At 71.1% G+C, this 22,335-nt stretch carries 22 protein-coding genes; 10 read left to right on the top strand and 12 right to left on the bottom strand.

Translation table 11 applies throughout. From position 1 onward, the window contains the following. Nucleotides 1-104 precede the first annotated feature (104 nt). Nucleotides 105-605, top strand: coding sequence for a hypothetical protein (locus tag IS481_RS13405; protein ID WP_104355906.1), 501 nt, complete (start codon nucleotides 105-107; stop codon nucleotides 603-605). Nucleotides 606-616: 11 nt separating this feature from the next. On the opposite strand, the gene IS481_RS13400 is transcribed toward IS481_RS13405, so the two are convergent. Beyond that, nucleotides 617-1,213, bottom strand: a complete 597-nt coding sequence (locus IS481_RS13400) for a GNAT family N-acetyltransferase (RefSeq protein ID WP_104355905.1) — start codon at nucleotides 1,211-1,213, stop codon at nucleotides 617-619. 19 nt (nucleotides 1,214-1,232) lie between these two features. Next, nucleotides 1,233-2,075 (bottom strand): AAA family ATPase, encoded by an 843-nt coding sequence (locus tag IS481_RS13395; RefSeq protein ID WP_104355904.1) that lies wholly within the window; start codon nucleotides 2,073-2,075, stop codon nucleotides 1,233-1,235. Nucleotides 2,076-2,179: 104 nt separating this feature from the next. Between IS481_RS13395 and IS481_RS13390 the strand changes: the two genes are divergently transcribed. Next, nucleotides 2,180-2,830 (top strand): c-type cytochrome, encoded by a 651-nt coding sequence (locus tag IS481_RS13390; protein WP_104355903.1) that lies wholly within the window; start codon nucleotides 2,180-2,182, stop codon nucleotides 2,828-2,830. An 82-nt stretch (nucleotides 2,831-2,912) separates the two neighbouring features. Here the strand turns inward: IS481_RS13390 and cueR are convergent, their stop codons facing one another. The 3 genes from cueR to IS481_RS13375 are packed head-to-tail and all read right to left on the bottom strand — an operon-like array spanning nucleotide 2,913 to nucleotide 6,219. Continuing rightward, nucleotides 2,913-3,323, bottom strand: a complete 411-nt coding sequence (gene cueR / locus IS481_RS13385; protein WP_104355902.1) for a Cu(I)-responsive transcriptional regulator — start codon at nucleotides 3,321-3,323, stop codon at nucleotides 2,913-2,915. Continuing rightward, nucleotides 3,320-5,728, bottom strand: coding sequence for a heavy metal translocating P-type ATPase (locus tag IS481_RS13380; RefSeq protein WP_104355901.1), 2,409 nt, complete (start codon nucleotides 5,726-5,728; stop codon nucleotides 3,320-3,322). Before IS481_RS13380 ends, cueR begins: the two co-directional genes overlap by 4 nt. A gap of 59 nt (nucleotides 5,729-5,787) precedes the next feature. Beyond that, nucleotides 5,788-6,219, bottom strand: a complete 432-nt coding sequence (locus IS481_RS13375) for a DUF1841 family protein (RefSeq protein WP_104355900.1) — start codon at nucleotides 6,217-6,219, stop codon at nucleotides 5,788-5,790. 40 nt (nucleotides 6,220-6,259) lie between these two features. Here IS481_RS13375 and IS481_RS13370 point away from each other — a divergent pair, with 40 nt between their 5' ends. Both IS481_RS13370 and IS481_RS13365 read left to right on the top strand, forming a co-directional pair. Continuing rightward, entirely contained in the window at nucleotides 6,260-6,838 is a 579-nt protein-coding gene (locus IS481_RS13370) for a malonic semialdehyde reductase (protein ID WP_104355899.1), read from the top strand. Further along, entirely contained in the window at nucleotides 6,831-7,595 is a 765-nt protein-coding gene (locus tag IS481_RS13365) for a sulfite exporter TauE/SafE family protein (protein ID WP_232529290.1), read from the top strand. Before IS481_RS13370 ends, IS481_RS13365 begins: the two co-directional genes overlap by 8 nt. A gap of 64 nt (nucleotides 7,596-7,659) precedes the next feature. On the opposite strand, the gene kefC is transcribed toward IS481_RS13365, so the two are convergent. Both kefC and kefF read right to left on the bottom strand, forming a co-directional pair. Beyond that, entirely contained in the window at nucleotides 7,660-9,471 is a 1,812-nt protein-coding gene (gene kefC / locus IS481_RS13360) for a glutathione-regulated potassium-efflux system protein KefC (RefSeq protein WP_104355898.1), read from the bottom strand. Between the two features lie 81 nt (nucleotides 9,472-9,552). Continuing rightward, nucleotides 9,553-10,101: a glutathione-regulated potassium-efflux system oxidoreductase KefF gene (kefF, locus tag IS481_RS13355; RefSeq protein ID WP_104355897.1), complete on the bottom strand. Its 549-nt coding sequence runs from the start codon at nucleotides 10,099-10,101 to the stop codon at nucleotides 9,553-9,555. Nucleotides 10,102-10,226: 125 nt separating this feature from the next. On the opposite strand from kefF, the gene IS481_RS13350 reads away from it, so the two are divergent. From IS481_RS13350 to IS481_RS13325, 6 genes are all read left to right on the top strand, one after another. Continuing rightward, on the top strand, nucleotides 10,227-10,844 hold the full coding sequence (locus IS481_RS13350) for a ParA family protein (protein ID WP_104355896.1): 618 nt from the start codon (nucleotides 10,227-10,229) through the stop codon (nucleotides 10,842-10,844). Between the two features lie 17 nt (nucleotides 10,845-10,861). After that, nucleotides 10,862-11,317, top strand: a complete 456-nt coding sequence (locus tag IS481_RS13345; protein ID WP_104355895.1) for a MaoC family dehydratase — start codon at nucleotides 10,862-10,864, stop codon at nucleotides 11,315-11,317. A 130-nt stretch (nucleotides 11,318-11,447) separates the two neighbouring features. Continuing rightward, nucleotides 11,448-12,167, top strand: a complete 720-nt coding sequence (locus tag IS481_RS13340) for a response regulator (protein ID WP_104355894.1) — start codon at nucleotides 11,448-11,450, stop codon at nucleotides 12,165-12,167. A 32-nt stretch (nucleotides 12,168-12,199) separates the two neighbouring features. Continuing rightward, the gene (locus IS481_RS13335; protein ID WP_104355893.1) at nucleotides 12,200-13,735 is read left to right on the top strand and encodes a B12-binding domain-containing radical SAM protein; all 1,536 of its coding nucleotides are present in this window, start codon (nucleotides 12,200-12,202) and stop codon (nucleotides 13,733-13,735) included. A 3-nt stretch (nucleotides 13,736-13,738) separates the two neighbouring features. Further along, nucleotides 13,739-15,565: an ATP-binding protein gene (locus IS481_RS13330; protein ID WP_104355892.1), complete on the top strand. Its 1,827-nt coding sequence runs from the start codon at nucleotides 13,739-13,741 to the stop codon at nucleotides 15,563-15,565. Next, entirely contained in the window at nucleotides 15,565-17,484 is a 1,920-nt protein-coding gene (locus IS481_RS13325) for a lipase family protein (protein ID WP_104355891.1), read from the top strand. The genes IS481_RS13330 and IS481_RS13325 overlap by 1 nt, the downstream gene beginning before the upstream one ends. A 13-nt stretch (nucleotides 17,485-17,497) precedes the next feature. On the opposite strand, the gene panC is transcribed toward IS481_RS13325, so the two are convergent. From panC to IS481_RS13300, 5 genes are all read right to left on the bottom strand, one after another. Further along, nucleotides 17,498-18,340, bottom strand: a complete 843-nt coding sequence (gene panC / locus IS481_RS13320) for a pantoate--beta-alanine ligase (protein ID WP_104355890.1) — start codon at nucleotides 18,338-18,340, stop codon at nucleotides 17,498-17,500. Nucleotides 18,341-18,354: 14 nt separating this feature from the next. Then, nucleotides 18,355-19,194, bottom strand: coding sequence for a 3-methyl-2-oxobutanoate hydroxymethyltransferase (gene panB / locus IS481_RS13315; RefSeq protein WP_104355889.1), 840 nt, complete (start codon nucleotides 19,192-19,194; stop codon nucleotides 18,355-18,357). A gap of 104 nt (nucleotides 19,195-19,298) precedes the next feature. Then, nucleotides 19,299-20,153 carry a segregation and condensation protein A gene (locus IS481_RS13310; protein WP_104355888.1) on the bottom strand — a complete coding sequence of 285 codons (855 nt, stop codon included), beginning with the start codon at nucleotides 20,151-20,153 and terminating at the stop codon, nucleotides 19,299-19,301. Nucleotides 20,154-20,169: 16 nt separating this feature from the next. After that, a complete protein-coding gene (locus IS481_RS13305) occupies nucleotides 20,170-20,379 on the bottom strand; it encodes a DUF3460 family protein (RefSeq protein ID WP_104355887.1) in 210 nt (69 codons plus the stop codon). Between the two features lie 118 nt (nucleotides 20,380-20,497). Beyond that, nucleotides 20,498-22,273, bottom strand: a complete 1,776-nt coding sequence (locus tag IS481_RS13300; RefSeq protein ID WP_104355886.1) for a SulP family inorganic anion transporter — start codon at nucleotides 22,271-22,273, stop codon at nucleotides 20,498-20,500. Nucleotides 22,274-22,335: the final 62 nt, after the last annotated feature.

Here is a 22,335-nt window from a genome sequence, read left to right as displayed (position 1 = left end):
GCTGCGCGCATGTGCAACCAGACCCTGCGCCGTGCCCGGCCGCCGGCAGGGCACGGCGCTTGCCGCGGCGTTCGCATCGTGACTTTGCCGATGCGAGCACCGCCATGGACATGCAGCGCAGCAGCGACAGCGCCCTGATCGACCAGGACACCGCCCGCGCCGCGGTCGAGCTGGCACGGCCCGTCCTCGAGGCCTCCACCCGCGACCCGCGCATCAACCAGGGCGGCTTCCTGCACGTGGTCGTGATGGACCCGGCGCGCACCCCGCTGGACGCGGGCTTCGAGGAGGCCATCCTGTACGAATGCTCGCTGGGTGGCCGGCGCGAGGACTGGGATGCCGACTATGCCGGTTTCGCGCGCGCCAAGGCGCGCCTGAGCTGGCAGCACGGGCGCGACAGCTTCCACCTGCAGACGGCCGAGCCGTGGCGCCTGCGCCCGGGTGACACCACGCTGTGGGGCAGCGTGTGGCTGGACGGCATCGTGGTGGCCGCCAGCGGCGGCGAAGCCGAGTTCGACGAGGCCTTCGCCGGCATGGTCGCGCTGCTGATGCGGGCACTGGCCCGCCAGGCGCAGCGCGGCCGGCCGCATGCGCCGCATCACGGCTGAGGGCGGCACGCTCAGCCGCGCGGGCGCGCCAGCTGCCATTCGAGGTGGGTCTTCACGGTCGGCCACTCGGCCGCGACGATGCTGTAGACCACCGTGTCGCGCACCGTGCCGTTGGGCATCACCATGTGGCTGCGCAGGATGCCGTCGAGCTTGGCGCCCAGGCGCTCGATCGCGCGCCGGCTGGCGTGGTTCATGAAGTGCGTGCGGAACTCGACCGCGATGCACCCGAGCTGCTCGAAGGCGTGGGTGAGCAGCATCAGCTTGCATTCGGTGTTGATCGGGGTGCGCTGGGCGCTGGCCGCATACCAGGTCGAGCCGATCTCGACGCGGTGGTGGACCGTGTCCGCGTTCAGGTACGCGGTCAGCCCGACGATGCGGTCGGTGCGCTGGTCGCGCACCGCGAACGACAGCCCGGTGCCCTTGGCCTGCAGCGCCAGGCGCCGCTCGATCTCGGCCGGCATCTTCTCGGGCGGCTGGACGGTGGTGTACCAGAGCTTCCACAGCTCGCCGTCGCGCACGGCCTCGGCCAGCGCGTCGGCGTGCGCCATCGTCAGCGGCTCCAGCGTGGCGTGCCGGCCGCGCAGCGTCACCGGTTCCAGGGTCATCATCGCTCGCTTGCCTCCGGTCTCAGCGGTTGTGCCGCTGCATGAACACCAGCTTCTCGAACAGGGTGAGGTCCTGCTCGTTCTTCAGCAGCGCCCCGACCAGCGGCGGCACCACGACCTTCTCGTCCTTGCTCTGCAGCGCCTCGGCAGGGATGTCCTCGGCCACCAGCAGCTTGAGCCAGTCCAGCAGCTCGGAGGTGCTGGGCTTCTTCTTGAGGCCCGGCAGGTTGCGCACGTCGTAGAAGTTGCGCAGCGCGGCGGCCAGCAGCTCCTTCTTCAGCCCGGGGAAGTGCACCTCGACGATCTTCTGCATCGTCTCGGCGTCCGGGAAGCGGATGTAGTGGAAGAAGCAGCGCCGCAGGAAGGCGTCGGGCAGCTCCTTCTCGTTGTTGGAGGTGATGAACACCAGCGGGCGGTGCCTGGCCCGGATCATCTGCCGCGTCTCGTAGACGTAGAACTCCATGCGGTCCAGTTCGCGCAGCAGGTCGTTGGGGAATTCGATGTCGGCCTTGTCGATCTCGTCGATCAGCAGCACCACCGGCCGGTCGGCCTCGAAGGCCTGCCACAGCACGCCCTTGACGATGTAGTTGTGGATGTCCTTGACCCGCTCGTCGCCGAGCTGGCTGTCGCGCAGGCGGCTCACCGCGTCGTACTCGTACAGGCCCTGCTGCGCCTTGGTGGTGGACTTGATGTGCCACTGCAGCAGCGGCATGTCCAGCGCGCGCGCGACTTCCTCGGCGAGCATGGTCTTGCCCGTGCCCGGCTCGCCCTTGACCAGCAGCGGGCGCTTGAGCGTGATCGCGGCGTTGACAGCCAGCCGGAGGTCGTCGGTGGCGACATAGTTCTCGGAGCCTTGAAACTTCATGGGAACCTGCGATGCGTCAATGTTGGAGGGGCGTCGATCCAGTATAAGAGCCGGGCCTATAATGCGTGGTTGCTTTGAATTCCAGAACTCGTTCGCGCAACCCCATGAACAAAGTGCTTTCCACGATGATGGTGCTGGCCGCGGTGGCCGGTTTTTCAGGCGCCGCGCAGGCCCAGGACGCGAAAGCGGGCGGCAGCAAGGCGGCGATGTGCATCGGCTGCCACAGCATACCGGGTTACCAGTCGAGCTTTCCGGAAGTGCACAAGGTGCCGATGATCGCGGGCCAGAACGCCCAGTACATCGTCGCCGCCCTGAACGCCTACAAGAAGGGTGAGCGCAAGCATCCGACGATGCGCGGCATCGCCGACACGCTGAGCGAGCAGGACATGGCCGACCTCGCCGCCTACTACGAGGCGCTGCCGGCCGCACAACCCGTGCCGGAGCAGCCGGCCAAGCAGCCCAGCGCCGAAGTGGCCGCGCTGCTGCAGAAGGGCGCCTGCGTGTCCTGCCACGGCGCCAACTTCAGCAAGCCGATCGACGGCAGCTACCCGAAGATCGCCGGCCAGCATCCCGACTACCTCTACGTCGCGCTGAAGTCGTACAAGACCGAGGGCAACCCCTACATCGGTCGCGCCAACGCGATCATGGCCGGCCAGGTCAAGCAGTTCTCCAACGCCGAGCTGAAGGCCATCGCCCAGTACATCGGTTCGCTGCCGGGCGAGATGAAGGTCGTGCCTCAAAGCCGCTTCCGCTGATCACCGGGAGCGTCGGTTCGTGCGCAGGTCGCGCAGCTGACGCTTTTACGCGACAAGGCCGCTGCCGTTGCAGCGGCCTTTTTCATGGGCGCGGCGCGGGCGCGGGGGTCTGCGCAAGGTCGTCCAGGATGGGGCAGTCCGGCCGCCCGTCGCCGTGGCAGTGGGCGGCCAGCTGCTCGAGCGAGCGCTTCATCGCCTGCATCGCGTCGATGCGCTGCTGCAGGTCGGCCACGTGCTGCAGGGCGATGCGCTTGACCTCGGCGCTGGTGCGCGAGGGGTCGCTCCACAGCTGCAGCAACGCACGGATCTCCTCGATCGGAAAGCCCAGCTCGCGGGCGCGGCGGATGAAGCGCAGCGTGTGCAGGGTGGCCGCGTCGTACTGCCGGTAGCCTGCCTCGGTGCGCCGCACCGGCGGCAGCAGGCCCAGCGACTCGTAATGGCGGATCATCTTGGCGGACACCCCGCAGGCGCGCGCCGCCTGGCCGATGTTCATGGCGCGCGTCCCGTGCCGGCGGGGCGCGATGGCCGCCAGTAGCGCAGCAGCAGCGCGTTGCTGACGACGCTGACGCTGCTGGCTGCCATCGCCGCGCCGGCGATCACCGGGTTGAGCCAGCCGAAGGCGGCCAGCGGGATGCCGACCACGTTGTAGACGAAGGCCCAGAACAGGTTCTGGCGGATCTTGCGCGTGGTGCGGCGCGAGATGTCGATCGCGTCGGCCACCAGCGCCGGGTTGCCGCGCATCAGCGTGATGCCCGCCGCGTGCATCGCGACGTCGGTGCCGGTGCTCATCGCCATCCCGACGTCGGCCGCGGCCAGCGCCGGCGCGTCGTTGATGCCGTCGCCGACCATCGCGACGCGCCGCCCGCCGGCCTTCAGCCCGGCCACCACCGCGGCCTTGTCGGCCGGCAGCACCTCGGCGTGCACCCGCTCGATGCCCAGCTGCTGCGCGACCGCCTGCGCGCTGTCGCGGTTGTCGCCGCTGATCAGCACTGTCTCGACCCCCTGCGCCTTCAGCCGGGCGACCGCGTCGCGCGCACCGGCCTTGAGCGTGTCGCCGAAGGCCAGCAGCCCCAGCCACTGCGGCTGCGGCGCCAGCTGCACCAGCCAGGAGACGGTCCGTCCCTCGGCCTGCAGCGCATGGGCTGCGTCCTGCAACGGCATCGGCGGCAGCGGCAGCTCGGTCATCCAGCGCCCGCTGCCCAGGCGCAGGTCGCGCTCGCCGACCTGGCCGGCCATGCCGCGGCCGGCCACCGCGCGCAGCTCGCGGGCCTCGGGCGCGGCCACGCCGCGCGCGGCGGCCTCCTGGCGCACCGCATGGCCCAGCGGGTGCTCGCTGCCGGCCTGCAGTGCCGCGCACAGCGCGAGCAAGGCGTCCCCGTCGAGGCCGGCGCCGGGGGCCGGCTGCAGCGCGACCAGCGTCGGCCGGCCTTCGGTCAGGGTGCCCGTCTTGTCGAATGCCACCACCTGCACCGCGTGGGCGATTTCCAGCGCCTCGGCGTCCTTGATCAGGATGCCGTGGCGCGCGGCCGTGCCGGTGCCGACCATGATGGCCGCCGGCGTGGCCAGCCCCAGCGCGCAGGGGCAGGCGATCACCAGCACCGCGACCGCAGGCAGCACGGCGGCCGACCAGTCGCCGCCGGCCAGCCCCCAGGCGAGGAACGTCAGCAGCGCGATGGCGACCACCACCGGCACGAACACGGCGCTGACGCGGTCCACCAGGCGCTGGACCGGCGCCTTGCCGGCCTGGGCCGACTCGACCAGCCGCACGATGCGCGCCAGTGCCGTCTCGTTGCCGATCGCGGTGGTGCGTACCTGCACCAGCCCTTCGCCGTTGATCGCCCCGCCCGTGACCCGGTCGCCGGGGCCCTTGGGCACCGGCAGGCTTTCGCCGGTCAGCAGCGACTCGTCGAAATGCGAACGGCCGTCCACCAGCTCGCCGTCCACCGGCACCCGCTCGCCAGGGCGCACGACGACCAGGTCGCCGAGGCGCACCTGCTCCAGCGGCACGGCCTGCTCGGCGCCGTCGCGCAGCACCCGCGCGGTGTCCGGCCGCAGCGCCTGCAGCGCGCGGATCGCCTCGGTGGTCTGGCGCTTGGCGCGCGCCTCCAGCCACTTGCCCAGCAGCACCAGCGTGATCACCACCGCGGCCGATTCGAAGTACAGGTGCGCGTGGCTGCCGTGCGCGAGCAGCAGGTACAGGCTCAGGCCGTAGGCGGCCGAGGTGCCCAGCGCGACCAGCAGGTCCATGTTGCCGGTACCGGCCTTGAGCGCCTTCCAGCCGGCGCGGTAGAAGCGCGCGCCGAGCAGGAACTGCACCGGGGTGGCGAGCGCGAGCTGCAGCCAGCCGTCGAGCATCCAGTGCCGCCCGAACAGGTCGCCCGCCATCGGCGCCACCAGCGGCAGCGACAGCAGGGCGGCCAGCAGCACCGCCCGGCCTTCGCCGAGGCCCGGGCGGGCTGCGGCAGGAGGCGGCGCGGCGAGGTCGCGCGCCTCGTAGCCGGCGTCCTGCACCGCCGCGCGCAGGGCCGCGTCGCTGACGCTGGCCAGCGCCTCGACCGTGGCGGTCTCGGTGGCGAGGTTGACGCTGGCCGCGAGCACGCCGGGCACGCGCCGCAGGGCCCGCTCGACGCGGTTCACGCAGGAGGCGCAGGTCATGCCGCCGATGGCGAGCTGCACCTGCCGCTGCGGCACGGCGTAGCCTGCCTCCCGCACGGCTTCGATCAGCCGGGGCAGGCCCAGGTCAGACCCCTGGACGGTGGCGGTCTCGGTGGCGAGGTTGACGCTGGCCGCGTCCACCCCGGGCAGGCGCTGCAGCACGCGTTCGACGCGCCGCACGCAGGAGGCGCAGGTCATGCCCTCGATGGGCAGGGTCACGGAGGCAGTGGCGGAGGTGTTCATGGTTCACAGCCTGAACCTTGACATGATGTCAAAGTCAAGCGCCCGGCTCGTGATGCGGGTCAACGGGTGGCGCGCCGCCTGACGCAGTCGATGTAGGCGTCGCCGTCGGGCGGCAGGCCGCTGCGTTGCGATTCCCAGATCATGCGCCCCAGGCACTCCATGATCTCGTGGTGCGCCTCGTGCAGCGAACCCAGGCGCCGCGCCAGCAGCTCGCAGGCCTGCTTGATGCCGCGCGGCTGGTCGATGCCGGTCTGCTCGCTGATCGACAGGTGCATCGCCAGGTGCAGGAACGGGTTGGTGCGTCCCTCCTCGACCTGGTAGCTCGCGGCCTTGGCGGCCTCGGCGTCGGCCAGGTCGGCGTGGTACTCCGGGTGCTCGGCGATCCAGTCGGCGGCCAGGGCCTCCATCGGCGTCAGCGGCTCGCCGGCACGGTTCTTGCGCCAGGCCTCGCAGAAGAAAAGCCGCACGTCATGTTGAGAGGGGGAAAACATCCGACAATTCTCGCCTTTCCCGATTCACCCGACTGCCTGCATGAACATCACCACCGAACAGCTGTTCGACAACGCCCGCACCCACAACGCCTGGCAGGACCGTCCGGTCGACGATGCCCTGCTGCAGCGCCTGTACGACCTGATGAAGTACGGCCCGACCTCGGCCAACTGCTGCCCGGCGCGCATCATCTTCGTGAAGTCGCCCGAGGCCAAGGCGCGCCTGCTGCCCTGCATGAGCGAGGGCAACCGCGCCAAGACCGCCGCGGCGCCGGTCACCGCCATCATCGGCATGGACCTGAAGTTCTACGAGAAGCTGCCGCAGCTGTTCCCCCACAACCCCGCCGCGCGCACCTGGTTCGAAGGCAACGAGGCGGTCGCGCAGGCCACCGCGTTCCGCAACTCCAGCCTGCAGGGCGGCTACTTCATCATGGCCGCGCGCGCCCTGGGCCTGGACTGCGGCCCGATGAGCGGCTTCGACGCCGCGCGCGTGGACGCCGAGTTCTGGGCCGGCACCGACGTCAAGACCAACTTCATCTGCAACCTCGGCTACGGTGATCCGAGCGGGCTGTTCCCGCGCAGCCCGCGCCTGAGCTTCGACGAGGCGTGCCGGATTGCCTGAATTCTTCGCCAACGCACTGATCACCGACCCATGGTTCTACGCCACGGCGGTGCCGGCCGTCCTGCTGATGGGACTGGCCAAGAGCGGCATCGGGGTGGGCTTCGGTTCGCTGGCGGTGCCGCTGATGGCGCTGACCATCCCGGTGCCGCAGGCCGCCGCGGTGATGCTGCCGCTGCTGATGGTGGCCGACGCGATGGGCCTGATGGCCTACGTGAAGCAGGTCGAGCGCGACGTGCTGCGCCTGCTGCTGCCGGCCGGGCTGGTGGGCATCGTGATCGGCACGCTGCTGTTCGGCCTGCTGTCGTCGCAGGCGGTGGCGGCGGTGGTCGGGGTGCTGACCCTGCTGTTCCTGGCGCAGCGCCTGTTCTTCCCGCCGCGCGCCGATGCCAAGGCGCCGCCGCGCTGGGTCGGCTGGCTGCTCGGGATCGTTTCGGGCTTCACCAGCTTCGTCGCCCACGTGGGTGCGCCGCCGGTCAACGCCTACCTGCTGCCGCTGCGCCTGTCGCCGGTGAAGTTCTCCGCCACGCTGGCGGTGTTCTTCGCGGTCGTCAACGCGGCGAAGTGGATCCCCTACGCCTGGCTGGGGCTGATCGACCTGCGCAACATGGCCACCGCGCTGGTGCTGATGCCGCTGGCGCCGGTGGGGGTGTGGATCGGCGTGCGGCTGGTGCACCGCGTCAGCCCGGTGTGGTTCTACCGGCTCGTCTATGCGGGCATGCTCCTGACCGGCATCAAGCTGGTGTGGGACGCGTTCTGAGCCGGCGTCCCTGAGGTCGCCGCTGCCCCTGCGCGGGCAGCGCGGCCCTCCCGCCTCGTCGTGCTCAGGGGCCCCAGCCTTCCTTGCGCCGCGCCTGGCGGGCCGCGCGTTCCTGCGCGAACATTTCCTCCAGCTGGCGACGGCCCTGCTTGGCGATCGCCACCAGCTTGGCCTCGTCCTGGTAGTGCGGCCGCTGGGCCTCCAGCTGCTGGAGCGTGTGCTGGCGGAAGCGCAGCGCCAGCTCGCGCGCATGGTGCGGGTGCCAGCCCAGCGCCTCGAGCACGCTGCGCGCGCTGGTCAGCGCCGAGCCCAGCGTCTCGCGCTCGATGTCGGTGATGCCGCGCCGGCGCAGCTCGTGCCAGTGGGTGACGTTGCGCGCCCGCGCGACGATGCGCAGGTGCGGGAAATGCTGGCGCGCCAGGTCGGCGATCTGCAGGCTGTGCTCGATGTCGTCCACCGCGATGACCAGCACCTTGGCCTGTTCGGCGCCGGCCGTGCGCAGCAGGTCCAGCCGGGTGCCGTCCCCGTAGTGCACGCGCAGCCCCAGGCGGCGCACCGCCTCGACCTGGTCCGGGTCATGGTCCAGCACGGTCGCGTCGATGCCGTTGGCGTACAGCAGCCGGCCGATGATCTGGCCGTAGCGCCCGAAGCCGGCGATCAGCACCGGCGCCTCCTGCGGTTCGCTCAGCTCCTCCACCTGCGCCTTCCTGCCGCGCCTGGGCGTGTGCTCCGCGTAGCGGTCGACCAGCATCAGCAGCAGCGGCGTCAGCAGCATCGACAGGGTGACCGCCGCGATCAGGATCGACGTGGTCGAGGCGTCCAGCACCTCGGCCAGCGTCGCGGCCTGCAGCACCACGAAGCCGAACTCGCCGCCCTGGGCCAGCAGCAGGATGAACACCGGCCGTTCCTCGCGCGGCACCGGCATGCCGCGCGCGATGCCCCACATCACCAGCAGCTTCAGCACCAGGAAGCAGGCCAGCACGGCCAGGATGACGCCGGCATTGGCCAGCACGACCGGGAAGTCGATCGACATCCCGACGGCCATGAAGAACAGGCCCATGAGCAGCCCCTTGAAGGGCTGGACGTCGGTCTGCAGCTGGCGGCGGTACTCGCTGTCGGCCAGCAGCACGCCGGCCAGGAAGGCGCCCAGCGCCATCGACATGCCGATGGCCTGCATCAGCGTGGCGATCGCCACCACCAGCAGCAGCGAGGTGGCGGTGAAGATCTCGCGCGAGTTGCTCTTGGCGATCCAGCGCAGCACCGGCCGCAGCAGCAGCCGCCCGCCCAGGATCACCGCGGCGACCACCGCGACCGCCTTGAGCGCCGTGGCGGCGCTGCCGGCCTCGGCCACGTGCGGCGCGTTGCCCAGCAGCGGCAGCAGCGCGAGGATGGGGATGGAGGCGACGTCCTGGAACAGCGCGATCGACAGCGCCGCCCGGCCCGACTCGCGCGCCATCAGGTGGCGCTCGCCGAGCACGCCCAGCGCGATCGCGGTGGAGGACATGCTCAGGCCGAAGCCCGCGGCCACGCTGACCTGCCAGGACCAGCCCGCGGCCAGGCCGAGCAGCGCGATCAGCAGCGTGCTGCCGAGCACCTGCACGCTGCCCCAGCCGAAGATGGGCTTGCGCATCGCCCACAGGCGCGACGGTTCCAGGTCCATGCCGACCAGGAACAGCATCAGCACGACGCCGAACTCGGAGAAGCCGAGGATCTGCTCGGCATCGCTGACCAGCCCCAGCCCCCACGGCCCGATCGCCATGCCGGCCACCAGGTACCCGAGGATGGAGCCCAGCCCGAGGGCCTTGGCCAGCGGCACCGCGATGACCGCGGCGGCGAGGTAGATGAGGGAGGTGGTCAACCAGGCAGATGCTTCCATCCCCGGATTGTCCGGCCTCCCGGCGCGCCGATGTGCGCGCTCCGAACAAGTGAATGTCGCGCGCCGGGATTTGGTGTGCGTTTATGCCAGCTCGGGCCAGTCCGGGTAGCTGCGCAGCCGCTGCACGAAGGTGTCCACGTGGTCCTGCAGCTCGGCGGCCGTGACGCGGTGCGCGCCGCGCAGCACCAACGGCGGCAGGAAGCGCATGCCGCATACCGTGGCCGTCTGCTCGTAGGGCGGCAGGAACAGGTCGAACACCGGCCGGCCGCTGGCGTCGGGCTGGTACGCGGTGCGCGGGCCGTCGGTGGAGGCGACCAGCCACAGGGACTTGCCGTGCAGCGCGTGGCCCTGCGCGCCGTAGGCCCAGCCCGCGGTCAGCACCTCGTCCAGCCACAGCTTCATCATCGGCGGCATGCCGTACCAGCGGATCGGGTGCACCCACACGACCAGTTCGGCCTCGCGCAGCGCCTGCTGTTCGGCCGCGGTGTCGATCAGGTAGTCGGGGTAGGCGGCGTACAGGTCGCGCACCACCACCTCGTCGCCGAGGCCGGCGGCGGCCTTCATCAGCGCCGCGTTGACGCGCGACAGGTGCATCTGGGGGTGGGCGACGAGGACGAGGGTCGGTCTCATGGACGTGTTGTGCGGTATGCGGACTGGGGCGGATGCGGGCCGGAAGCCGGGGTTGCTCTCGAGGCGGCATGCCGCACGGGCCGCTAACATTACCCGATTCCAGTTTCCGACGGGCGGAGGGCGCGATGCCGGTGATCGTGGTGGCCAATCCCAAGGGCGGCGTGGGCAAGTCGACCCTGTCGACCAACCTGGCGGGCTACTTCGCCGCGCAAGGCCACAAGGTGATGCTCGGGGACGTCGACCGCCAGCAGTCCTCGCGCACCTGGCTGTCGCTGCGCCCCGCCGCGGCGCGCCCGATCGCCACCTGGGACCGCGCCCGCGAGGACCTGGTCCGCCCGCCCAAGGGCACCACCCACGTGGTGCTGGACACCCCGGCCGGGCTGCACGGCAAGCGCCTGGAACAGGTGGTGCAGCTGGCCGACGCCATCATCGTCCCGCTGCAGCCCAGCATCTTCGACATCTACGCGACGCGCGCCTTCCTCGACGACGTGCTGGCGCACCGCAAGTCCGAACGCGTGCGCGTCGGCGTGGTGGGCATGCGGGTCAAGGAGGGCACCATCGCGGCCGACCAGCTGCGCGCCTTCGCCGCGACGCTGGAGGTGCCGGTGATCGGCTACCTGCGCGACACGCAGAACTACATCCAGCTCGCCGCCCGCGGCCTGACGCTGTGGGACGTCGCCCCCGGCCGGGTCGAGCGCGACCTGGAGCAATGGCAACCCATCGTGCGCTGGCTGCAGTCCTGAGCCGGCCGGGAGACGACATGAGGATCTTCGAGCACCTGCATGACCTGGCGCCGCTGGTCGGCGCCTCGCTGGGCACCAGCGACTGGATCGAGATCGACCAGGCGCGCATCGACCAGTTCGCCGACGCGACCGGCGACCACCAGTGGATCCACGTCGATGCCGAACGCGCCAAGGCGGGGCCGTTCGGTACCACGGTGGCGCACGGCTTCCTGACGCTGAGCCTGATGCCGGCCTTCTTCGCCACCGCATTCGACGTGCGCAACACCCGCATGGGCATCAACTACGGGCTGAACCGGGTGCGCTTTCCCGCCCCGGTGCCGGTCGGCAGCCGCCTGCGTGCGCACTTCAAGCTGCTCGGCTACGAGCCGGTCGACGACGGCGGCGTGCAGCTGACCATCGAGGTCACGGTCGAGCGCGAAGGCTCGGCCAAGCCGGTGTGCGTTGCCGAGTCCGTCACGCGCCGCTATCCCTGACGCCCCGACGCGCGCGCAGTGCGTGCGCATCCCCCCCTTAGGGGGGGGCCGGCGGCCGCGGCGCGGCGGTAGCATCCCGGGGCTGGGCACGTACTGAGAGAACTGACAGGCTGATGGAGGAGAAGCGCGCATGAAGGTCCTGCTGGTCGATGACCACCCCCTGATCCTGTCGGCGCTGCAAAGCGTGATCCAGGGGCTGGGGGACGGCGTGCAGGTGACCTCCGCCAGCAGCGGGCGGGCTGCGCGCGAGACGCTGCAGCAGGACGCCGACTACGACCTGGTCCTGCTCGACCTGGCCCTGGGCGATGCCGACGGCTTCGACCTGCTGGCCGAGATGCGCCAGACCTACCCGGCGCTGCCGGTGGTCGTGATCTCCGCCTCCGACCGCACCAGCGACGTGATCCGCGCGATCGACATGGGCGCGATGGGCTTCGTGCCCAAGCGCGCCTCCAACGACACGCTGTTCGAGGCGCTGCGCATGGTCATGTCCGGCGGCGTGTACGTGCCGCCGATGAGCATGGGCGTCGACAGCCCGGCGTCCTCCGGGGAGTCGTCCGCCCCGGCCACGGTGCGCCAGGCCGCCACCCAGGCGGGCTACCAGACCCATCCGCCGCTGGCCTCGCTCGGGCTGACGCCGCGCCAGACCGACGTGCTGGCGCTGCTGCTGCAGGGCAAGCCGAACAAGCTGATCGCGCGCGAACTGAACCTGTCCGTGGAGACCGTCAAGGACCATGTCGCGGCGGTGCTGCGCGCGCTGGGCGTCAGCTCGCGCACCCAGGCAGTGCTTGCGGTGAGCCAGATGACGCAGCAGCACGGCGCCTTCCCGACCTGGCGATCGACGTCGCGCTGACGTGGCCTCGCCCGGCTGAACGAGGTCTCGTCATGCGTGTGGCCGTCATCGCCGTCTTCACCGACTACCACCGCCGCGGAGCGCACCACCGCGGCGGGCTGCAGCCGCAGATCGGCCCGCTGGTCGCGGCCCTGCTGCCCGACTGGTGCGAGGTCGAGATCATCAACGACACCTGGGACGACCCGGACTGGTCGCGCAGCTACGACCTGGTGTTCCTGTCCTGCGTGCACGCCGATTTCGACCGGGCGCGCCAGATCAGCCATTACTTCCGCCGCCGCGGCGCGCGCACCGTGCTGGGCGGCGGCATGGCCAGCACCTACCCGCACCTGTGCCTGCCGTACTTCGATGCGGTGGTGGTCGGCGATCCGGAGGACACCGTCGCGCGCGTGGCCGAGGATGCGCGTGCCGGCCGGCTGCAGCCGGTCTACCGCTCCAGCGGCTACCACGCCGAGCTGGTGCCGGTGCCGGCCATCGAAGGCGTGGCCCACAAGCAGATCTTCCCGCTGTCGGTCGAGGCCACGCGCGGCTGCCCGTACTCGTGCGACTTCTGCGCGCTGACGGCGCTGGGCACGCGCCACGCGCTGCGGCCGGTGCACAGCGTCATCCGCGACATCCAGGCCGGGCAGGCGACGCTGCGCCAGCTCAAGGTGGCCAACTGGAAGCAGCGCCTGATCGTCTTCTACGACAACAACCTGGCCGGCAACCTGAAGTGGTTCCGCGAGCTGTGCCTGGCGCTCAAGCCGCTGGACGTGCGCTGGGGCGCCTGCCTGACCTTCAACGTGATCGCCAACCGCGAGCTGCTCAAGCTGATGTACGACTGCGGCTGCCGCTCGGTGTTCGTCGGGCTGGAGACCTTCAACCCGGCCACGCTGAAGGACATCACCAAGCCGCAGAACAACATCGGCAAGATGGCCGAGGCCATCGCCCAGGCACGCGACGAGGGCATCCTGGTCATCGGCGGGCTGATCGTCAGCCCGCTGCATGACGACACGGCCTACATCCGCTCGCTGCCCGAACACCTGCACCGCTGCGGCCTGCACGTGCCGAGCTTCGTCTCGTTCGAGACGCCGATCCCCGGCACGCCGTTCTTCGACCGCATGGCCGCCAGCGAGGCGCCGATGTTCCTGCCGCACGCCAACCTGTACGACTTCAGTGCCTACACGCTGGTGCTGCAGCCGCAGCTGAGCCCGCTGCAGGACTTCCTCGACACCTACTACGAGGTCATGCGGCGCATCTACACGCCGTGGAACCGCCTGAAGAAGCTGGCCGACGACATCCCGCGCCTGCTGCGGCGCGGCTCGGTCACCGCGGCCGTGCTGGACGTCGGCGACATGTACTCGACGCGCTTCGACCCGGTGCCCGGGCGCACCTTCATGGCCGGCACCGACACCCTGCCGCCCGAGGTGGTGCCGTTCGGGCCCGACGACTTCGAGTCCGAGGCGCAGCGCCTGGACATCTGCAGTCCCACGATGGTGACCGACGCGCAAGGGCACGTGCTGCCGCACTGGCGCAGCGCGCAGAAGGTGTTCCAGCCCGTCCACCTGCAGAAAAGAAAGATCGCCGCCTGAACGATGAGCAGCCCTTCGCTCCTGTCCGGCCCGGCCGACGCGACGGAGACCGCCGGACGCGCCCGTGAACTGCCGGACCACGTCCGCAACCTCTATGCCTACACGGCTTCGAGCCTGCTGGGCAACCTGATCGGCAGCACGGTCGTCGTGATGCTGCACGTGGGGTTCGCCCCGCCGCTGATGCTCACGCTCTGGGCGGCCGGCTTCGCGCTGGTGTGGGCGTACCGCGCCTGGATCGCGTACCGCTTCGCCAAGGTGCAGCTCGACCCGGCCACCGACTTCGCTGCCTGGCAGCGGCGCTGGAACGCCGGCATCCTCGCCTCCGGGGCGATGTGGGGCACCGCGGCGCTGCTGTTCTACAGCCGCGGCGAGGCCATCCAGCAGATCGGCCTGATCATCACGATCTTCAGCTACTGCGTGGCCTCGGTGCCAGTGCTGGCCGAGCATCGCAAGCTGTTCCTGACCTTCCTCGGGCTGTGCTTCGTGCCGACCATCGCGAGCATTGCCGCCGAGCGCACCCTCTACAGCTACGAGCTGGCCGGCGTGCTGATGCTGACGATGGCGATGACCGCCTTGCTCGGGCGCAACTACCGGCAGGCGATGGAACGCGTCATCGAGCTGAAGGTGCGCACCGAGCAGCTGGCCGAGCAGCTGCGCGTCGAGAAGGAGGTCGCCGAGGCGGCGCGCCGCGACGCCGAGGTGGCGAATCGCGCCAAGACCCAGTTCTTCGCCGCCGCCAGCCACGACCTGCGCCAGCCGCTGCATGCGGTGGGCCTGTTCGCCGAGGCGCTGCGCAGCAAGAGCCGCGACGAGGAAGTGATCCAGCTCGTCAACAGCATCAACAGCTCGGTCGACGCGCTGGAAGGCCTGTTCAGCGAGCTGCTGGACATCACCAAGATCGACACCGGCGCGGTGGAGTGCCGCCCCGAGCACTTCAGCCTGCGCGACATCTTCGCGCGCCAGCGCCTGCACTACGAGCCGATCGCGTTCGAGAAGGGGCTGGAACTCAAGTTCCGCGGCGGCCATCACCATGCCTACGCCGACCCGGTGCTGGTCGACCGCATCCTGCGCAACCTCATCTCCAACGCGATCCGCTACACCGAGGACGGCGGCGTGCTGGTCAGCTGCCGCGCGCGCGGCGACCGGCTGCTGTTGCAGGTGTGGGACTCGGGGGTGGGCATCCGCGAGCAGGAGCTGGGACGCATCTTCGAGGAGTTCTACCAGGTCAAGGTCGACCAGCCCCTGCCGCCGCACCAGCGCAAGGGGCTGGGCCTGGGGCTGGCGATCGTGCGGCGCCTGGCCGACCTGATGCAGGCCGAGCTGACGGTGCGCTCGGTGCCCGGACGCGGCACGGTGTTCTCGCTGTGGGTGCCCAAGGGCCGTCCGCCGCGCATCGAGGAAGCCACCGCGCCCCGCAGCGCGCCGCTGGGCCTGACGCTGGACCGGCGCCACATCGTCGTGGTCGAGGACGAGCCCGCGGTGCGCGAAGGGCTGGAGGTGCTGCTCAAGAGCTGGGGGGCGACGGTCTACGCCTTCGACACGGTCGAGCCGTGCCGCCAGTGGGCCGCGCAGGCCAGCCAGCAGGGGCTGCGCCCGGACCTGGTCCTGGTCGACTACCGGCTGGATGCGAGCAGCAACGGCATCGACGCGCTGAAGATGCTGCGCGGGTTCTTCGACGCTTCCCTGCCCGCCATCATGGTCACGGGCAGCACCACCGCGACGCTCGAGGCCGAGGCGCAGAAGCATGACTTCCACCTGCTGTTCAAGCCGGTGGTGCCGAACAAGCTGCGCGCGATGATCGCGTTCAAGCTCAACGTGCGGAGCCGGTGATGGCCGAGCGTGCTTCCCGGGTGCAGCTGGAGTTCCAGCTCGACGACGATGACCTGGCGCCGGGCGCGGCAGGGCTGGCCGCAGCTGCCGCGGTGGCGCCCGGCTTCGCCATGCCGGGCGGCGACGCACCGCACGAGGCACGGACCCGTCGTCCGCGCCGGCAGCCGCCGGTCGAGAAGATCGAAGGCTGCCTGTGTGCGCACGAGGTGCTCGAGCGCTTCGAGGCCCGGCGCGCCGAGTGGTTTGGCGAGGAGCTCGCCCCCTTCGTCGAGGGCATTGCCCAGCAGCTGCGCCAGGAAGCGCGCCTGAGCGAGCACCTGCACGGGCTGCCGTGCACCGACCACCGTGCCGTCTGGTTCGACGAGATGGTGTCCGACGCCGCGATCGAGGAGCCGGTGGCGCGCCGGCTGCGCGTCTGGCAGCCGCCGGTGTGGTGGATCGCGCCGATCGTGCGCCGCCACGGCCGCCCGCTGCGCATGAAGCTGCCGTTGGCGCAGGCCGACGAGCTGGCGCAGGAGCTGGCCGAGCAGCTTCCGCCCGAGTGGCGCAACAAGCGCGTGGTGGTGCAGCTGGAGGTCGAGACGCGGCTGTACTGGGGCGGCTGCGCGCCGCGCGGCTGGACCCCGCCGCCGCCCGGCGAGGAGGCCGCGCGCATGCCGTGGCAGCCGTGCAGCTTCCGGGGTGACGGCATCGGGTTCTCGGAAGACCTGCTGTACCTGAAGAAGGGCCAGCCGACCTGGCTGCACGACGCGAACCGGGTCCAGGCGCCGGAGGTGCGGCGCTCGATGCGCCCGGGCGTCGGCCTGCTGGTCGCGGTGCCGGTGTTCACCTTCGAGCTGCAGGAGACCACCTTCGCCTGGATCAAGCGGCAGGCGCTGCGCGTGCTGCGCTGGCTGGGCATCCGCAAGACCATCGCCGACCGCGATCCGACCTTCGTGCAGCGGCTGCGCGAGGACGAGGCGTGGTGGGCGCAGGTGTTCGGCGAGCCGGAGCCGGGGCCGGACGTGCTGCGGCTGGCGCAGAAGCGCGGCGCGCGGCTTGCCCCTGCCTCGCGGCCGGCGGTCGCGCACCGTCCCGAGCAGCCGGCCGGCGACCGCCACGTGGTGCTGATCCATGGCGGCCTGAGCTCGGCGCGCAGCGGCTTCGGCGCCTGGCTGGAGACCGACGCCGCCCAGGTGCGGCAGGCCGGGCCGTGGCGGCGCATGCCGCTGCTCGACGGCTGCTGCACCTGGCGCTTCGAGCATGACACCTTCCTGCGCGTGGCGCGCAACATCGACCAGCTCGTCGACGCGCTCGACCGCGCGGTGATCGGCGACCGGCCCGAGGGCACGCTGGTGCTGCTGGCGCATTCGCGCGGCGGCAACGTCGCGCGCTTCGCGCTGCCCCGGCTGCGCCAGCGCTGGCCGGGCTGGCGCTTCTACGCGCTGACGGCCGGTTCGCCGCACCAGGGCACCGGGGTGTTCCGCAGCATCGGCCGGCGCTGGTCGGGCGCGGCGGTGCTGGTCGGCTGGGTGCGCGACCTGGCCTCGGGGATCCTCGACAAGCAGCACCTGGTGCAGCTGACCATCCTCGAACGCGCGCTGGCCTACGACATCCCGCCCGGCTTCCGCGACGTGGAACCGGCCGGGGTCGCGCGCATGGCGCGGCGCCATCCGGGGATGCCGGAGGGCATGTGGGTGTGGGGCTCGGAATGGGGCCCGGGCGACAGCCGGCCGATCGGCGAGCGCGTCTGGCACCGCGTGATCGAGGACTGGGCCGGCTTCGAGGCCGACGGCGACGGCATCGTGCCCAAGCAGTCGGCGCTGGCGGGCCTCGCCGAGGCGATGGACGCCTCGCCGGTGTTCCACACCGAGTACTTCGAGCACGAGCCGACCGTGCGGCAGATCCGCGCGCGGCTCGAATCGCTGCTGGCGCCCTGAGGCGCCGGCGCGCTCAGATCTCCAGGTTGTCGATCAGGCGCGTGCGGCCCAGGCGCGCGGCGCCCAGCACCACCAGCGGCTCGCCGGCGGCACGCTCCTGCGGCGTGGGGGGCAGCAGGTCGCGCTGGCGGCGGATCGCGACGTAGTCCGGCGTCCAGCCGCGCGCGCGCAGCTCCTCCATCGCCGCCTGCTCCAGCGCGGCCAGCTCGGCCGTCTCGCCGTTGCGCAGGCGGCGCTGGATGTCGCGCAGGGTCATCGACAGGCGCACCGCCTCGGCGCGCTCGGCCTCGCTCAGGTAGCTGTTGCGCGACGACAGGGCCAGCCCGTCGGGCGCGCGCGCGGTCTCGCCGGCGACGATTTCCACCGGCAGGGCCAGCTGCTGCACCATGCGGCGGATCACCAGCAGCTGCTGGTAGTCCTTCTTGCCGAACACCGCCACGCGGGGCTGCACGCAGTTGAACAGCTTCAGCACCACGGTGCAGACGCCGTTGAAGAAGCCCCGACGGAACGCGCCTTCCAGGATGTCGGCCAGTTCGGCCGGCGGCTGCACGCGGTAGACCTGCGGCTCGGGGTAGAGGTCCTCCTCGCGCGGGGCGAACACCACGTTGCAGCCGACGCTGCGCAGCAGGTCGCAGTCGCGCTCGAAGGTGCGCGGGTAGCTGTCGAAGTCCTCGTGCGGCGCGAACTGCAGCCGGTTGACGAAGATGCTGGCCACCACGGGGCCGCCACGTTCGCGCGCGAGCTTGAGCAGCGACAGGTGCCCCTCGTGCAGGTTGCCCATCGTGGGCACGAAGGCCGTCGCGGTGGCACCGGCCAGGGCCTGGCGCAGTTCGGGGATGGTGTGGACGATGCGCATGGGCGTGGATCCGGTCAGTAGCCGTGCAGTTCGGGGTCGGGGAAGCGGCCGGCCTTGACGTCCTGCACGTACAGGCGCACGGCGTCCTCGATGCTGGCGGCACCGGCCATGAAGTTGCGCACGAAGCGCGGCAGCCGGCCGCGGGTGACGCCGAGCATGTCGTGCAGCACCAGCACCTGCCCGCCGCACCGCGGGCCGGCGCCGATGCCGATGGTGATGAGGTCCGGCCGGGCGGCGCCGATCTCGGCGGCCAGTGCGCTGGGCACCAGCTCCAACACCAGCATCGCCGCGCCCGCGTCGGCCAGTTCGGCGGCGTGGCGCTTCAGCGTCGCGGCCGCCGCCTCGTCGCGGCCCTGGACGCGGTAGCCGCCCAGCGCGTGCACGCTCTGGGGCGTGAGCCCGAGGTGGGCGCACACCGGGATGCCGCGCGCGACGAGGAAGCGCACGGTCTCGGCGGTCCAGCCGCCGCCTTCGAGCTTGACCATCTGCGCACCGGCCTGCATCAGCGCCACGCTGCTGCGCAGCGCCTGCTCGGGCGAGGCCTCGTAGCTGCCGAACGGCAGGTCGGCGACCAGCCAGGCGCTGCGGTTGCCGCGCGCCACGGCGCGGGTGTGGTAGACCGCGTCCTCCAGCGACACCGGCAGCGTGGAGGGCTGCCCCTGCAGCACCATGCCCAGCGAGTCGCCCACCAGCAGGCAGTCGACGCCGCAGTCGTCCAGCAGCCGGGCGAAGCTGGCGTCGTAGCAGGTCAGCATGGCGATCTTCTCGCCGGCGGCGTGCATCTCGCGCAGGCGGTGCAGCGTCACGGGCTTGCGGCCGGTGGCGCCGGCATCGGGGGTGGCGTGGGAACTCATCGCGCCGTCTGGGGGGGCTGGTCCGAAGTGGAGCGGATTCTAGCCACCCGCGGCCGGCGATGCTGCATCGCACAACCGCTTCCCACCGGGTCGGGGGGAGGGCCTCAGGCCGGCTGGTAGGCCAGGCGCACGTAGATCGGGGCGTAGGCCTCGGCCTGGGTCACCTCGATCAGGCGCTCGCGGGCGAGCTCCAGCATCGCGATGAAGGTGACCACCAGCACCTGCGGACCGCGCGAGGGGTCGAACAGTTCCTGGAACTCGACGAAGCGCCGGCCTTGCAGCGTGCGCAGCACGATGCTCATGTGCTCGCGCACCGAGAGTTCCTCGCGGGTGATCTTGTGGTGCTGGGTGAGCTTGGCCCGCTTGAGGATCTCCAGCCAGGCCTCGCGCAGCTCGTCGATGCTGACGTCCGGGAAGCGCGGCTTGAGCGACTGCTCGATGTAGACCTGCGCGCGCAGGAAGTCGCGGCCCAGCAGCGGCAGCTGGTCCAGCTTGGCGGCGGCCAGCTTGATCTGCTCGTACTCGAGCAGGCGGCGCACCAGCTCGGCGCGCGGGTCCTCGGGCTCCTCGCCTTCCTCGGTCTTCTTCGGCGGCAGCAGCATCCGCGACTTGATCTCGATCAACATCGCCGCCATGAGCAGGTACTCGGCGGCGAGCTCGAGGTTGGTCGAGCGGATCTGGTCGACGTAGCTGAGGTACTGGCGCGTGACGTCGGCCAGCGGGATGTCGAGGATGTTGAAGTTCTGCTTGCGGATCAGGTAGAGCAGCAGGTCCAGCGGGCCTTCGAAGGCCTCGAGGAAGACCTCCAGCGCATCCGGCGGGATGTACAGGTCCTGCGGCAGCTCGAACAGCGGCGCGCCGTAGAGCTTGGCGACCGCCACCGTGTCGACCACCTCCGGCAGGCCGGCACCGACGGATTCGGTTTCGGGCGCCTCCGGCGCCGGCAGGTCGGTCGTCACGGCTGCTGGACGGGGCTCAACGCGACGAGCCCTTGGTCAGGTAGACGTAGGGCGGCTGCGGCACGCGCGCGGCCTGGTAGGCCTCCAGCGCCTCGCGGTCGAGTTCGCGGTCCCACAGCAGGGCGCGGCCTTTGCGCTGCTCCTCTTCCAGTTTCGGGTTCTTGGCCTTCAGTTCCTCCAGGAACTGCGTGACTTCGGACTTGTAGGGTTTCCAGAACAGAGGCATGGCTTTCAGGACCCGGCCGGTGGCCGTCGCTAGGTGAACTCGAGGATTTTACCGGGGCCCGGCGCCGTCGCCCCGCGCCCCCCCTGGCGGGCAGGCCGGGCGGGGCGCCGTGGCGGCCTCAGGCGGCCGCGCTGTCGGGCTTGAGGGCGTCGGCCTGCGGCGCGCCGGCCGGGGACGGCGCCTGCGCGGCAGCTGCCGGGGACTGGTGCGCCAGCGTGATGGCCTCGCCCAGCGTGTCGACGATGTGCTGCGCGCCGATGCGCTCGATGAAGCCCGAGCGCCGGATCAGGCCGAGCGGCTGCTCGTTGAGCTCGCACAGGATCAGGCGCACGCCCTTGCGGGCCAGGTCGCGGTGCAGCTGCTCCAGCGCGTCCAGGCCGGTGGTGTCCACCGAGATCAGCTGGTGCATCTCGAGGATCAGCGCGCGCGTCTCGGGGCGCAGCTGGCGCGCCACGTCCTCGATCTTGCCGACCGCGCCGAAGAACAGCGAGCCGTACAGCGCCAGCGCCTGCACGTCGCGCCCGGCCGCCGGCAGCGGCAGCTCGGCGATGCGGAACAGCACGCTCATGCGGTAGATGAAGAACACGCAGGCCAGCACCAGGCCCGCCTCCACCGCGACGGTGAGGTCGAACACCACGGTCAGCACGAAGGTGCCGACCAGCAGCACGCGGTAGGGCATGTTGAAGTGCTTCAGGCGCGCGAACTCGCGCCACTCGCCCATGTTCCAGGCGACGAACAGCAGGATGCCGGCCAGCGCCGCGAGCGGGACGCTGGAGGCCAGCGGCGCGGCCACCAGCACGATCAGCAGCAGCGTCAGCGCGTGCACGATGCCGGCCACCGGCGTGGCCGCGCCCGAGCGCACGTTGGTGACGGTGCGCGCGATCGTGCCGGTGGCGGGGATGCCGCCGAAGAAGGGCGTCACGATGTTGGCCACGCCCTGCGCCATCAGCTCCTGGTTGGGGTCGTGGCGCGGCAGGTCGGTCATGTTGTCGGCCACGCGCGCGCACAACAGCGACTCGATCGCCCCCAGCATCGCGATCGTGATGGTCGGGATGAACAGCTGCTTGGCACCTTCCCAGCTGAAGTCGGGGAACTGCAGGCTGGGCAGGGCCTGCGGGATGCCGCCGAAGCGCGAGCCGATGGTCTCCACCGGCAGGCCGAACAGCGCGGTCGCCGCGGTGGCCAGGCCGAGCGCGATCACCGTGCCGGGCAGCCGCGCCAGCGTGCGCAACCAGCGTTCGCTGCGCGAGGCCAGCCCCGAGGGCAGCGGCAGCGCGTACAGCTTGGGCCAGACCACGACGATGGCCAGGCAGGCCAGGCCGGTGGCCACCGCGTACGGGTTCAGCGTGTCCAGGTGCCGCGCCAGCACCGCGATCTGGGTGAAGAAGTCTGCCGGCAGGTTCTCGATCTGCAGGCCCAGCAGGTCCTTGACCTGCGACAAGGCGATCAGCACCGCGATGCCGTTGGTGAAGCCGATCACGATCGACACCGGGATGTAGCGCACCAGCACCCCGAGCTTGAACAGCCCCATCAGGAACAGCAGCCCGCCGGCCAGCACGGTGGCGATCAACAGGTTGCCCAGGCCGTAGCGCTGCACGATGCCGTAGACGATCACGATGAACGCGCCGGCCGGCCCGCCGATCTGCACGCTCGAGCCACCCAGCGCCGCGATCAGGAAGCCGGCGATGATCGCGGTGAACAGGCCCTGCTCGGGCTTGACCCCGGAGGCGATCGCGAAGGCCATCGCCAGCGGCAGCGCGACGATGCCCACCGTCAGGCCGGCCGAGAGGTCGGAGGCGAAGCGCTGGCGGTCGTACCCCTGGATGGCGGACAGCAGACGCGGACGGAACGGGGCCAGCTCCAGGCCGGGCAGCCCCGGGAACTTGATGCTCATCGGTTCGTTCTTCTCTACTGCAGTGCGGATCTGCCGCGCCCGGCAGACGGGCCGGGACGCGC

Origin of the sequence: Caldimonas thermodepolymerans (assembly GCF_015476235.1) — a bacterium.
In the GTDB taxonomy this organism is placed as follows: Bacteria; Pseudomonadota; Gammaproteobacteria; order Burkholderiales; family Burkholderiaceae_C; genus Caldimonas; species Caldimonas thermodepolymerans.
The sequence above is the reverse complement of the archived record's forward strand: the minus strand, read 5'-3'. Positions and strand labels throughout refer to the sequence as shown.